Annotated in this window: 10 protein-coding genes and 1 pseudogene; 7 read left to right on the forward strand and 4 right to left on the reverse strand. The window is 35.4% G+C overall.

Annotation, left to right across the window (positions count from 1 at the left end; all coding sequences use genetic code 11):
- Positions 1 to 236: 236 nt before the first annotated feature.
- Positions 237 to 3278 carry an ATP-binding protein gene (locus tag ACQKMV_RS19300; protein ID WP_427505881.1) on the reverse strand — a complete coding sequence of 1014 codons (3042 nt, stop codon included), beginning with the start codon at positions 3276 to 3278 and terminating at the stop codon, positions 237 to 239.
- 468 nt (positions 3279 to 3746) lie between these two features.
- Here ACQKMV_RS19300 and ACQKMV_RS19305 point away from each other — a divergent pair, with 468 nt between their 5' ends.
- Positions 3747 to 4769 (forward strand): GGDEF domain-containing protein, encoded by a 1023-nt coding sequence (locus ACQKMV_RS19305; protein WP_427505882.1) that lies wholly within the window; start codon positions 3747 to 3749, stop codon positions 4767 to 4769.
- A gap of 143 nt (positions 4770 to 4912) precedes the next feature.
- Here ACQKMV_RS19305 and ACQKMV_RS19310 read toward each other — a convergent pair whose 3' ends face one another.
- Positions 4913 to 6040 carry a response regulator gene (locus ACQKMV_RS19310; protein WP_427505883.1) on the reverse strand — a complete coding sequence of 376 codons (1128 nt, stop codon included), beginning with the start codon at positions 6038 to 6040 and terminating at the stop codon, positions 4913 to 4915.
- 61 nt (positions 6041 to 6101) lie between these two features.
- The gene (locus tag ACQKMV_RS19315) at positions 6102 to 6284 is read right to left on the reverse strand and encodes a polyribonucleotide nucleotidyltransferase (protein ID WP_427505884.1); all 183 of its coding nucleotides are present in this window, start codon (positions 6282 to 6284) and stop codon (positions 6102 to 6104) included.
- 270 nt (positions 6285 to 6554) lie between these two features.
- On the opposite strand from ACQKMV_RS19315, the gene ACQKMV_RS19320 reads away from it, so the two are divergent.
- From ACQKMV_RS19320 to ACQKMV_RS19345, 6 genes and pseudogenes are all read left to right on the forward strand, one after another.
- Entirely contained in the window at positions 6555 to 7337 is a 783-nt protein-coding gene (locus ACQKMV_RS19320; RefSeq protein WP_427505885.1) for a 3D domain-containing protein, read from the forward strand.
- A 186-nt stretch (positions 7338 to 7523) separates the two neighbouring features.
- Positions 7524 to 8075 carry a superoxide dismutase family protein gene (locus tag ACQKMV_RS19325; RefSeq protein WP_427426885.1) on the forward strand — a complete coding sequence of 184 codons (552 nt, stop codon included), beginning with the start codon at positions 7524 to 7526 and terminating at the stop codon, positions 8073 to 8075.
- Positions 8076 to 8222: 147 nt separating this feature from the next.
- Positions 8223 to 9110 (forward strand): annotated as a pseudogene (locus ACQKMV_RS19330) (TRAP transporter permease); the annotation flags it as partial.
- A 360-nt stretch (positions 9111 to 9470) separates the two neighbouring features.
- Positions 9471 to 10256: a leucine-rich repeat domain-containing protein gene (locus tag ACQKMV_RS19335; RefSeq protein WP_427505886.1), complete on the forward strand. Its 786-nt coding sequence runs from the start codon at positions 9471 to 9473 to the stop codon at positions 10254 to 10256.
- Between the two features lie 170 nt (positions 10257 to 10426).
- Positions 10427 to 13441: an InlB B-repeat-containing protein gene (locus ACQKMV_RS19340; protein ID WP_427505887.1), complete on the forward strand. Its 3015-nt coding sequence runs from the start codon at positions 10427 to 10429 to the stop codon at positions 13439 to 13441.
- Positions 13442 to 13630: 189 nt separating this feature from the next.
- Complete coding sequence (locus tag ACQKMV_RS19345) at positions 13631 to 13774, forward strand: hypothetical protein (protein WP_427505888.1); 144 nt, start codon at positions 13631 to 13633, stop codon at positions 13772 to 13774.
- A 166-nt stretch (positions 13775 to 13940) separates the two neighbouring features.
- Here ACQKMV_RS19345 and ACQKMV_RS19350 read toward each other — a convergent pair.
- Positions 13941 to 14059 (reverse strand): IS3 family transposase (locus ACQKMV_RS19350; protein WP_427505889.1); only part of this gene is annotated, 119 nt, incomplete at its 5' end.

Consider the following 14059-nt stretch of genomic DNA (forward strand, 5'->3'; position numbering starts at 1 on the left):
CGTTCCTCTATTGCTAATCCCCTAGGAGTCGCCCAGCCTCCACTCCAATCAACTTATCTACATAGTGTACCTTTAAAAACATTACTCCTAGTTTTTGGGGATGAACTAAAAATATTTACATTGATATAATAATTGTAACTTGAAAGTATAAAAAAGAGCCACCACCAATTCAATTGAGAAGGTGATGGCTCTTTAACTCTTTCAGTAGGTGTCCGAACATTCACTGAAAGAATTGATTATTTCTTTGGAATATGGAAGGTCATATTTGTTCCTTCATTTAGTGTGCTTTTTATTTGTAACCTCTGTCCGTAAATCCTTTTAAGACGTAAATTCGTATTACGTAGACCTACACCAGTGTTTGGTGAATTGCTACCGGATTGTAGTTCATCTAATATACTTGGATCAATCCCAACACCATCATCGATAACACTTACTGCTACATGATCTGGAAAATCTTTAATCCGGATACAAACTGTACCGCCTTCCTCCTGTTTCAATACACCATGACGAATTGCATTTTCGACTAAGGTTTGTAAGGAGATAGGGGGGATTTCAATATTTATATTGTCATCTATATCCCATTCAATGTTTAGTAAGTCCCCAAAACGCTGCTGATTAATATAGAGAAATGAGCGTACTAGCTCTAACTCATCCTTAAGTGGTACTACTCGCTGTAAATTCCGCACATCAAAGCTTGCATGTAGATACTCACCAAAATGATGCATTAAGTCAATCATTCGATCTGTATCGATCGTACTCAGTGAAGCAATTGAATTTAATGTATTAAATAAAAAATGTGGCTGTATTTGGGCCTGAAGCCAAGCTGTTTCTAAATGTAGACGTTGATTGATGCTATATTTTAAATCGATTAAGGCTCTGCTCCTAACCTTTAACTCTAAAGAATTAATAGGCTTCGTAACATAATCATTTGCACCATGGGCGAAACCAGCAAAGACATCCTCGGAATAATTACGAGCTGTTAGTATTAAGACAGGTAATTCAAGCAATGAGTAGTGTTCTCGAATAATTTCCGTTAATGCATAGCCAGACATATAAGGTAGCATCGCATCAATAATGATTAAATCCCAATCATCTTGCTGTAGCACTTCTAATGCCTTTTCACTGCTATTAACCGTAGTAACAGCATATTCTGTTGTGGCAAATAAACTACGCATAATTGTTAAGTTTACAGGATCATCATCGACCATTAAAATTTTAAATTGTTTTTCCATTGTCGGTGATGAATTATTTTCTTCAATAGAAATATGCAAATCCTCTTCCGCTATATAAGATGGCTCCTCATTAACGTTTTCCTCTGCTAATGGTAAGGTGAAATAGACATCCGATCCTTTGTTAGGAATAGAATGTATTTGCAAAGTCCCTCCATGTAATTCGATAAGCTTCTTTGAAATTAATAACCCGAGACCGATTCCATCATTATTGTCATTTCCTTGTTCGTAAGGGGAAAATAAACGGCTTTGGATAGCATCATTCATTCCTAACCCAGTGTCACGAATATGGATAACTGCCATGTTATTTTCTAGATAGGCACTGATTTTTATCGATCCTGCACTCGTATATTTAATGGCATTGTGTAGGAGATTAAAAAGAATTTGAATCAATCGATTTTCATCGGCCACTACATTAGGAAATGACCTAGGAATCGTTGAATTCATTTGAATCTGTTTACCATTTGTTATAAAGCGTAACATATCAAAAACACCATAAACTATACTTTGGATGCTAACGTTCTTTTTATGGAGATGTAAATTACCTTCCTTTAAACGAGTAAAGTCTTGTATGTCATTTAATGTAAAGGACATGCTTCTCCCAATATCAATTAAATGCTTTAGGTTTTGTTTGTCTTCAGCCAAAAGCTTGTTGTTTGGATTATCGTAAATGGACTGTCCTAACGTAACCATTTTATTCATGGGATCCCATAGCTTTTGTGAACTACTGGATAAAAATTCATCTTTCAGTGCATCATCTTTTTGTAATTTAGCAATCAATTGATTAATTTGCGCTTGATTTTCAAAAAAGCGTTTAAACCAATAACCCGAAAAACCAAGCATGACAAATAAATAATCGAATGGATACATTGGTATTTCAAAATCATAGAGGGATTTGATATATGCCCATATGATGCCATTCATTGTACCGAGGGCCGTCAATGCAATAAAAGCAGTGCTCTGTTTTTGATTTTCAAGATACTCTCTTAAAGCGAGTACTGCTACAAATAAAAATGAAACGACATAAAGTATATAGTAATAAGGATTTATTGCGGATACCCAATTAATCGGTAAGACGACAGTCAAAAATGCTGAAAGGGCATAGAAAGCAAAGAGCCACTTAAAGCATTTAGCATTGTGATATTTGACTAGTAAAACACGCATAAATTGAACAAAGAAAAATGAAGACCCGAGATAAATGATAAAAGAAAGCTTAAATGACCATACATAATCGAGATGTAACCTAGTGAGTATAGATTGGTCGTATGAAATTAATTCATCTGCTAAAGGCAATAGAAATCCTAATGTGAACAGTAAAACAATTGGCTTTGGATAAATAAACAAGAACACAAGGGTGCTAAAAAGTGTGAACAACATAAGCGTTATTGAAATTGTAGCAAGAGATACATCGTTAATCGTTAGGTGATGTGCGATAGCTGAAGCAGAGCCAAATAAAATTTTTTTATCAATGGTAGTACTTACTGATGTATCAAAATTAGACACATGTAAAATTAAGTCAATTTCAGGCTGCTCATTTGTAAAGTAAAGAGTATAAGGATTGGCTTGGCCTTTATGACTATGTGAATCAGTAGCTACTTTTCCTGACTGATCAACCAACTTCCCATTAATATATAATGCTGAAGCAGTTGGCACTGCAGGAATCCGAACGGCATAACGATGATCTTTGGGAGCATTGTGATTGAGTAAGATTTTTAAACGGTATGTACCATATCGTTGTGTTGTTGCTTCTGAATCTCGCATGGGAATCGTCCGTGTAGTTTGTTCAGATGATTGAGGAGACTTGTTATTGTCAACGTTTAAGGGATCTATTAATAATTCGGGATAGTAGAGCCATTCACCATCTAAGTTAAGAACTTCTTTATCGGATAGCTGTTGATCCCGTATATCAAATATACCTTTTTGGGCAATCGGTTGATCACCTGAAGGTAGAAAGTATGCTAGCCATAGTAAACGAAGTGTCGTAAGAACTATAAAAATTAAAATAATGAAAAGAGAATGTCGTATAGTCGCTTTTTTCAACAGTGACATAAGAACCTCCAAAATTTTCTTCTTGTAATCAATTATGCCTCGGCATAATTGTAGCTGACGCTTTGCTTTCGCTACAGAAAACATTTGCTGCTGTCGCTATGCTTTCAGTACAGAAAGTAATTGTATCTTTCGCTACAGGAAACATTTTGCTGAAAGAAGTTAAAAGAACTATATTTACCATGCCATGAAATTTAGAAAATAGAAATAGGAAATTTTTAAAAATGATACTTTCAGACTAATCAGAAAGATATACATCGACAAAAAAATCCTTTTATCCGATTAATAATAAATCTATATTTCATAATCAACTCATCTGATCGATTAATAAAATACTCTTGGTATCAAAGCATAGAGTGGAAAATGCAGTCTAATACATATTTTTGTAAACTTCCATTAGTTTTTAAGTTTTTTTTAAGAGGTATGACGTATGATGATGGAATAAAATCTCAATGGGAGAAATGATCTATTGTGGGTAAATTCAAGTTAAAGTTATCGTTTGTTATTGTTAGTATGACGGTAATTGTTATACTAGCGACTTCTAGTGTTAGTATTTGGAGTAGCTATCGAAATTTTAACGACATTCTCATGCAAAAGAAAATTGCTATGCAAGAACATTATGTGAAGGAAGTTTCGGTAATCACGGAGAGCTACGTACAAGAAAAACTGAGGGAACCAAATCAAAATAAGTCGATCGAACCTTATATGGTGCAAGTGGTTGATAAGTTACTTGATGAAAGAGTAGTTTCATTTAGCGCATTCATAAAAAGTATAATCGTTCCTTTACTATTATGGGTAGTCACAGTACTTGTATTAGCTGTATGGCTTGCTTTCAAAATTGCACGGCCTTTAAAAAAGCTTTCTACTAGCGTGGAGAGAGAAGAAATGCAGAAGCTTGAAGAAATTAATGGCTGGTATTACGAAGCACAGTCGTTAAAAAAAGTAGTGCAACACATGGTCATTAGTTCAGAAAGCAAAATATTTGATTTAACTAATCAACTGAATATAGACTCCTTAACAGGAATTCCTAACCGTAGAAGGATGGATCAAATTTTACATGAGTTAATCATCAATAAAGTACCACATGCAATAGTATTAATAGATTTAGATGATTTTAAAAGTATAAACGATACATATGGACATACTGTAGGGGATGAAGTTTTAAAAGCTTTCGCAAGTCATATGCAGGAGAGAATTGAGAAACAGGGAATGTGCTTTCGATATGGTGGGGAAGAGTTTATGGTTATATTGCCATCCGCGACAATAGATGTGGCTTTAGAATTAGCGGAGAATTTACGCATTAAGCAGGCCATGTTAGATACTGTATGTGGAAGGCCAGTTACAATGTCCGCCGGCATTACAGCATTAACAGCAAATATTAAGACTGCTAATCAGATCATTACAATAGCAGATCAGGCATTATATAAGGCGAAGCAGTCAGGAAGGAACTGTATCTGCGTCGTCGGAGAATTGTTTGAACAAATAATTAAATGAATTATCAGCCATACCCGCGGAAAGCGCCAACTCGGAGTGAAAATCAACCTTTGTTTATAGATACACATTATTTATATATATTCTTTTGTGGGCAAACTAAAGGCATCGAGAGTTATCTTCTCGATGCCTTTTATAGATTACAATTATTCAACTGATATAGCATTAAATAGCTCAGTTGTTTCTTGCTCTGGTAAAATACCGAGATCCGTCATCAAAGTACTTTTAAAGGTATTGTAAACCTTTACTGCACTTGCTCGATTATCTACTTCTATATAGTGTTTCATAAGTTGTTGGATGATTTTATCGGAATATGGATTATGTTCTATCGTTAAAAGTAATATTTCTTCTCGTTTTTTTACATCATGTATTTCTGTATAATGCTCTATTAAATCATGAAGTAAAAGTGTAAATTTGTTGTTCGTTAAATTTGCTTTACTAGTAATCCATGGATAATCTAATGCGGCCATATACTCACCTTGATAGTCTTGTATTAATGCCTCAGCTTTCTCTATATCCAGCTTACCTGTCTCTGTTTTACCATTTAAAATATGCTCTAAGTCATGAGCATCACATTGAAAATCCTCTAGTTGCAAAATATAGCAACCATTTGCATACTGTATGACTTCTAAATAGCCCAATGTTGAAAGAGTAGTACGTAGATAGGAAACTGTTGTATGTAACTGTACTCTTGCCTTTTTAAATTCTGTATCTGGGCATAAAGCATCGATAATTGTATCACGAGGTACATGATTATTAAGATTGGAAAAAAGAAAAGCAAATAATTCTTTTGTTTTAAGCGTTCTCCAATGGATGGCTTTGTTATTGTGTAAAACAACGAATCCTCCAAAGCATTGTATCGTAAGCGCGGGTTTGTTTCGTATTTGTATAGGAGTCGATTTATTTTCTAGGTGGAGGAGTTCTTGGATTCTATTAATAGTTGTCTCTAGACGAGCTTTTGAAATAGGCTTTAATAAATAGTCAATGGAGTGAATTTCAAATGCTTGGACAGCATAGTCCCGATACGCAGTGACAAATACGATGAAAATATTTTTGTTCCATTCTTTTAATAGCCGTGCAATCTCTAAACCGTTCATGGCAGGCATTTCAACATCTAAAAATGCTACTTGAAAATCCAAGCTTGGCCCCTCTGCAAGCAAATCTTTTGCAGTTGTAAAAGATTTAATGACCTCTATTGAACTAAATTCCTTTAACTTTTTCTCCATGTTTATAAGAGCTAATGGCTCATCATCCATTACTATTACTCGAATCAAAAAGGGCACCAACTTTCAAATATTAATTAACCGGAAATATAAAAAATAAAAGTAAAACAGGTTAAATTGAAATATCAATGACTGCCCCTTTATACGGATGTGAAGCTACTTGTTGCTGTGGTAGATCTTTTAATAATTCGACAGCAGCTACAGTATTTAGATTGAGCGCATTTTGCATAACACTCATTTGTGCAGTTTGTTGTAGCTCCATAATCTGAGAAGACATTATTGTATTAATTTCCACCTTACATTCCTCCTTTACCATATTATCGGATAAAAACATTGATTTTCCAACATATAAAAATTGCAAATAGAGTTCTAATGTTTTCCCTCAAAATTGTTCAATTTACCAAAAATATATTTGATATTGTATATTTTTCCGTTTTTATAGAAATAATTCGTACTATCAGGTCCGTTGTCCTGAGTTATTAATTGCATTAGCTTGCATAAAAGAGTCTAACTCTAGTGTGCTAGCAGCAGACTGCAAAATAATAAAATATGGAGGTTACAAAATATGAAAAAACAAGCTTTAGCTTTAGCTGTAACATTGACCTTGGGATTAAGTCTATTTGCCGGTACGTCATCTGCAAAGGAAAAACTCACTTTTAAGCCATACGACGCATTGTGGGGAATCTCGAAAATTTACAATTTATCTTTAGGAGATTATGAGCCAATGATCGACCCAGACGCGAAATGGTTTTATCCAGAGCAAAATTTAAATGAAGTCGAAATGAAAAATGATAATTCAATGAAAGACCAACACTTTGTTGAGGCTGGTGATACATTATTTACAATTGCACGTGTAAATGGTGTGTCAGTGGAAGAATTAAAAGAATGGAATAATCTCCCTTCTGATGTGATTTATGTGGGGGAAACATTAGCTATCAAAGCATCAGCGGCAAAACCTAAAACTTTTGAAAACAAAACTAAAAAGGTAGCAACGACATCAAGTAAAAAGAAAGTAGCGACATCAAGCACAAACTCAGTGAGTGCTCCGGCAAATGCGGGTAAAACATTAACAATGCGAGCAACGGCCTATACAGCGTATTGTGCAGGATGTTCGGGGATTACAGCGAATGGAACAGATATAAGATCTAATCCAAACTTAAAGGTAATTGCTGTAGATCCACGTGTAATTCCTCTGGGTTCTAGGGTTTGGGTTGAAGGTTATGGTGAAGCAATCGCAGCAGATACTGGCGGAGCGATAAAAGGTAATAAAATTGATGTATTTATTCCTACTGAGGGACAAGCTCGTCAGTGGGGCGTCAAACATGTGACTGTAAAAATTTTAAATTAATGTTATTTAGAGGGTATCTCGTAAATTAGAGATATCCTTTTATTTTGCATTCCTTTTAAGTGTCGACGGCTATTAAAAGCCAAGTCTACAAAATTTACTTCTTAACCGATAATTCGCAAAATTCTCATTGAAATTGCATAACTGGAAGGTTTGTTGGCAACCATCAGATATAGAGGAGGTATTTTTATGAAAAAAATGAGTTTAATAATTATTTCTTTATTAGTATTTGTCGGTGGTTGTAGTTTCTTTGAAAAGAAGGAGCAAAAAGTGGCTGTTAACGCAAGTTCAGGACCAACAGCAACCGCGAAAGTAATTGGTAAAAATAATGAAAGCTATGGTAATGCATATTTTGAGGAAGAGGATAATGGGGTTAAAGTGACACTCGCACTTTCGGGATTGCCAGCCGGAAAACACGGCATTCATATTCACTCCGTTGGGAAGTGTGAACCACCAACGTTCGAATCAGCAGGTCCGCATTTTAATCCAACACATAAAGAGCATGGGAATCTAAATCCTAAGGGATATCATTTAGGGGATCTTCCGAATTTAGAAGTTGGAGAAGATGGAAAAGTGGATCTGAATTTTTTAGCTGAAGGGCTAACTTTGGAAAAAGATGCTGCCAACTCATTGTTACGTGATGGAGGCACTACATTAATCATTCATGAATCAGAGGACGATTATAAAACAGATCCTTCTGGTAATTCTGGTGCTAGAATTGCTTGTGGCATTGTTCAATAAGAAAACGAATCGACTGTATCTGAAGTAAATCACTTTAGATACAGTATTTTTGTTTTGAGGGTAAAAATTGACAATAAATTATTAATTTCCCGAAATCATTCATATTTGATTCGTGGGAAGAAAATAAATCGTCATCATAACGTGGGGTTGATATCCGTTCCTCTAACGCCGATCTCCATGGTGTCGCCCATCTCCACTCCAATCAACTTTGGTGTTGCTATGTTTAATAAGGAAACACGTTTAAAACCAAAGGATATTATTGATGCACTAGTTGAAGGGGCACGCACAGCACTTGGTGTAGTAGCAGCGACGGCTTGTGCGGGTATTATTGTAGGTGTAGTTGTAAAAACAGGTCTAGGCTTAAGTTTAGCTAATAGTTTAGTAGAATTAGCAGGCGGTAGTATTATTTTAACGCTGATTTTTGTTATGATTGCTTCACTGATTCTTGGGATGGGGGCTCCGACAACAGCGAACTACGTAATTACGTCAACAATTGCTGCTCCTGCAATCGTGGTATTATTATCACCGAATACACCACAAGAACTAGTACCAGTAGTCGTGTTATTATCGGCACACTTCTTTGTATTCTACTTTGGTATTATCGCTGATATAACACCACCTGTTGCACTTGCTGCCTTTGCGGCTTCGGGAATCTCTGGTGGAGATCCGATTAAAACAGGTGTAAACTCAGCGAAGCTTGCTATTGCAGCGTTTATTATTCCGTATATGATTGTATTTTCACCGGCATTGCTAATGATTGATACAACTATACCTGTAATTATATGGGTAGTATTCACGGCCATTACAGGAATGGTAGCTATAGGTGCAGGAGTAATAGGTTACTGGTATCGCAAAATGCTTTGGTTTGAACGCATTATTGCTGTTGCAGCTGGTTTACTTCTGATCTATCCAGAAAAATTCTCGGATTGGGCAGGGTTAGCAATCTTTATTGTTATGTTTGTTATTCAATATGTAACGCAGCATAAAGGTAACGGTGATGACGATCAAAAAAGTAATACAAGTGTTACAGCTTAGGTAAGAAGTGAAAAGGGCTTAGGGCCGACATAATATTAAAATAATAAGAATCTGCTCATTTTCTGAGTTAGTAAGTGCATGCCTTGTATGTCTACAAGGAATTTGCTTAACATACAAACTGCAGGAACGAGCAGGTTCTTTTTATTTTGCAGTTGAAACACGAAAATAGAATAAAAAGCTTATAAATAACTTAGTGCTTAATTGTCAATAAAATCGATTATCAAAATATGTTCAAAAACCAGAAAAAGTTGATTTGCATGCGTTTGTGAGGATTGTTAGTATTGGTAACTGTAATAAAAGTTATCCATTTAAAGGTACCTAACTTTTATTATATTAGATGAGTTGAAAGGAGATTTCGAAATGAAAAAAGCGAGTTTACTTTTAATGATCATACTTTTAGTCTTTTCTCAATTATCATTGGGTAATCTATCTGTTTATGCGACAAGTAACAATGAAACTGATCTTGTACAATCGAGAAATTTAAAAGATGAAAATGTTCTAAAGGATGATGAAAACAAACCACCACCAGAAGATGCTTTTATAATAAAGGATCTTGGCGATGGTGTTGCTATAACAATTCATTATTTTGGTATATCAAAGGATTATATTAATATTCCTGATGAACTCGGGGGCAAGCCAGTTATAGAAATAGGATATAGTGCATTTTCTGGTAAGAGCCTAGTAAGTGTAAAGATTCCGTCAAATGTGATAACGATTGGGGAACTTGCATTTTCTAGTAATAAATTAACAAATGTGGATATTCTGCCGAACGTTCGAACGATAGGGCAAAGTGCGTTTTATAACAATCAATTAACAAGTGTAAAAATTCCTGATGGCGTTACGACGATAGAGCCGAGCGCATTTTACAATAATCGATTAACAAACGTAGAGATTCCCTCTAGTGTAACAACGATAAAGGACTTTGCATTTACTAATAATAAGTTAACAAGTGTAGAGATTCCGTCGGGTGTTACATCAATAGGATATTCAGCTTTCAATGGAAATCCAATAACAAGTGTAGAAATTCCAGAAAGTGTTACAGAGATTAAAAATAATGCTTTTTATAATAACAGTCTTGATTTTGTAACGTTTAATGGTTCACATAATTTCAAATGGTCTGAGAAAAACTCTCCATTGTTATTTTAGATAAGTGAAAAAATAATAGGTTTTACACTAATTTTCATTTTGGTTAGTTTGAAAACTTCAATGTATTCATTTATCAAAAAAATATCTTAGTAAAGTTTATACCTGCTTAATACGGGGTATTCATTTAATGGGTACCTATTTATTTCAAATTGTTGAAAGGATACTACAAAATGAAAAAAACAAGTTTACTAGTAATAAGTATAATTTTGATATTCTCCCAATTATCATTAAGTAATCTGCCTGTTTATGCGAACAGCGATAGTGAAGAGGATTATGTCACAATGGACGTGGACAAAGGTGTTTCTATTTGGAGGTATAAGGGTTTATCGAAAGATATTGTTATACCAAGTGAGATTAAAGGAAAACCAGTTGTAGAAATAGGAGGATTTGCGTTTTCTGATATGTCTCTGAAAAGTGTAAAGATCCCGTCAAGTGTAACAACGATTGGTTTTAAGGCGTTTAATAATAATCTATTAGAAAATGTAGAAATTCCATCAAGTGTAACAACGATTGGAGATGCTGCATTTAGTGCTAATAGATTAACAAGTGTGGAAATCTCGTCAAGTGTTAAAACGATTAGCAAAGCTGCATTTTATAGTAATCAATTGACGAGTGTAAAGATCCCGTCGAGCGTTACAACTATAGGTGAGGATGCATTTTCTAGAAATAACTTAGCAAATGTAGAAATCCCATCAAGTGTAACAACGATTGGTATGCGTGCATTTCAATTTAATCAATTAACAAAAGTAGATATTCCATCAAGCGTTACAACAATTGAAAAGGGTGCGTTTGGATATAACCAATTAACAAGTGTTGAAATCCCATCAAGTGTCAAGATAATTGGCACTGGCGCATTTAGTAGAAACAAATTGAATTTCGTAATATTTCATGGTACACCTCAATTAGATTCTGACTATTCCGGAGGTCCATTCAGTTATCAATTTAAAGATAATGATTTCTTCAAAGGATGGTTTGAAGATCCGAATTTGACTATAAAGTGGACTGAATCTGTATCGCAGCCGATGACAATTTATTCAGAATGGAAAAAATCATACTACAATGTTAATTTTGATTCCAATGGAGGAAGTGAAGTATCAGCGAAAGTGGTTTTAGAAAAGGAATTACTACCATCCCCAGCTACACCGTTAAAGGATGGGCATACGTTTGCTGGTTGGTATAAGGATAAAGAACTGTCAGAAGCATGGGATTTTGCAAAAGAGGTAGTGACAAAAAACATTACCTTGTATGCGAAATGGACGAAGGATGAAATTCCAGAGACAAGCTATACTATCACTTTTGATTCAAACGGTGGAAGTGAAGTCGCATCAGAAGAAGTGAAAGAAGGAGAACTGGTAAAAACCCCAACTGTCCCAACGAAGGAAGGGTATGCATTTGCTGGCTGGTATAAGGATAAAGAATTGTCAGAAGCGTGGGATTTTGCAAAAGACGTAGTGACAAAAAATGTTACGTTGTATGCAAAATGGACGAAGGATGAAACTTCAGAGTTAAGCTATACTGTCACTTTTAATTCAAACGGAGGAAGTGAAGTATCAGCAAAAGAAGTTGTAGAAGGAGAATTACTACCATCCCCAGCTACACCCGTAAAGGACGGGAACACGTTTGTTGGTTGGTATAAGGATGAAGAACTGTCAGAATCATGGGATTTTGCAAAAGAGGTAGTGACAAAAAACATTACCTTGTATGCGAAATGGACGAAGGACGAAACTTCGGAGCTTAGCTATACCGTCACTTTTGCTTCAAATGGAGGAAGTGAAGTATCAGCGAAAGTAGTTTTAGAAAAGGAATTACTACCATCCCCAGCTACACCCTTGAAGGATGGGCATACGTTTGCTGGTTGGTATAAGGATAAAGAACTGTCAGAAGCATGGGATTTTGCCAAAGCCGTGGTGACAAAAAACATTACCTTGTATGCGAAATGGACGAAGGACGAAACCTCGGAGCTTAGCTATACCGTCACTTTTGATTCAAATGGAGGAAGTGAAGTATCAGCGAAAGTGGTTTTAGAAAAGGAATTACTACCATCCCCAGCTACACCCTTAAAGGATGGGCATACGTTTGCTAGTTGGTATAAGGATGTAGAGCATACAACGGTATGGGATTTCACGAAAGATAGAGTAGTGGAGAATATCACATTGTATGCGAAATGGACGAAGGATAATACTTCAGAAGGAGGGTCTGGTGGAAGTACACCAAGTTATACTGTTGCTTTTGATTCCAATGGAGGAAGTAAAGTTTCATCCCAAACAGTAGCATATAGAGAATTGTTGAAAGTACCTTCTAATCCAGCAAGGGAAGGCTATATATTTACTGGTTGGTTTAAAGATAAAGAGCTAATAACAGAGTGGGATTTTGCAAAAGATGAAGTAACATCAAATACAACTTTGTATGCGAAATGGACGAAGGATAACACTTCTGAGCCAAGGTATACCGTCATTTTTGATTCTAACGGCGGCAATAGAATCCCATCTCAAACAGTGTCATATAGAGAATTGTTGAAAGCACCTTCTAATCCAGCGAAGGAAGGTCACATATTTGCTGGCTGGTTTAAAGATGCAGAGCTAACAACAACATGGGATTTTACGAAAGATGCAGTAACAGAAAATCTAACATTGTATGCGAAATGGAATAAAGAGAGTAAAGAATGTCAAACGACGTTCAAGGATATTGATAATAACTGGGCAAAAGATATGATTGAAGAAATCGCTAGTAGATGCATTATTAAAGGCTACCCAGATGGCACTTTCAGACCAAATGACATGATTCAACGTCAGCATGTGGTACTTATAATTGAACGTGCCTTACCTCTAACACCACTCCGAGAGTCTGTATCATTTTTGGATGTCCCACATAGCCATCCTTATTATCAACAAATTACACTACTTCAACAAGCGGGCATTATAGACGGTTCAAATGGAGCTTTCCGTCCGAATGCTTATATTACGCGTGCTCAAATGGCGAAAATAATGGTGCTTGCATTTGGCTTAACGCCAGAAGGCAATAGTACGTTCAAAGATGTCAATCCATCACACTGGGCAAGTGGATATATTGCCACTCTAGCGGACCATAACATTGCACTAGGTGATGAAAACGGTCATTTTAGACCGAATGAAAACTTAACACGAGCACAATTTACAGCGTTCATGTACCGAGCGCTTGGTTTATAAGTCTTACTAAATGAGAGATGTATCGTAATTTGATACATCTCTTTTTCTAATAAACCAAAATTTAATCTAAAAAGTAGATTGTTTTTATACTTTTTATGCATAATGAGCATCGTTTATTGCTTTTTTAACAAAGGTCATTGTATAATTCTTTTATCAGAAAATTCAATCAAATGAAAAGGAGGTGATTAAATGAAAAAGTTGTTTAACTCAAAATTTGAAACGTATTTAATGGATCAGGAATTGGAGCTTAATATGGGAGAGGAAAAAAATGAGGAGCAACTAACGGTGGTACATTATGAAGAATATCCAGAAGGTTTTTTTACAAGTTTATAATAAATATTTGAAGGACTGTGCTAAAGGTAGAAATAACTTTTAACACAGTCCTTCGTTTTTTTACATATATTATTTTTGGATCCTCACCATAGTGTGTGATTCATTTCTGTTCCGACTGGGCGACTCCTTGAGAAATAGTGATCTGACCCCAAAAATATGAACTTTTTTATGAAGCTTTTCGAAACTCAATGGGACTTTTTCCGTTGAGTTTTATTTTAATTCGTTCATGATTGTAATAGTAAATATAGTCTGCTAACGCTTTTGTAAATTCTTCATAGTTTTTAA

This window comes from Lysinibacillus sp. NPDC094403 (genome assembly GCF_050278745.1).
Classification (GTDB): domain Bacteria; phylum Bacillota; class Bacilli; order Bacillales_A; family Planococcaceae; genus Lysinibacillus.

Bases quoted from the DNA above. Each gene is read 5' to 3' on its own strand.
- ACQKMV_RS19335 (WP_427505886.1), top strand. From the start codon at position 9,471: ATGAAAAAAGCGAGTTTACTTTTAATGATCATACTTTTAGTCTTTTCT.
- ACQKMV_RS19300 (WP_427505881.1), bottom strand. From the start codon at position 3,278: ATGTCACTGTTGAAAAAAGCGACTATACGACATTCTCTTTTCATTATT.
- ACQKMV_RS19325 (WP_427426885.1), top strand. From the start codon at position 7,524: ATGAAAAAAATGAGTTTAATAATTATTTCTTTATTAGTATTTGTCGGT.
- ACQKMV_RS19340 (WP_427505887.1), top strand. From the start codon at position 10,427: ATGAAAAAAACAAGTTTACTAGTAATAAGTATAATTTTGATATTCTCC.
- ACQKMV_RS19320 (WP_427505885.1), top strand. From the start codon at position 6,555: ATGAAAAAACAAGCTTTAGCTTTAGCTGTAACATTGACCTTGGGATTA.
- ACQKMV_RS19345 (WP_427505888.1), top strand. From the start codon at position 13,631: ATGAAAAAGTTGTTTAACTCAAAATTTGAAACGTATTTAATGGATCAG.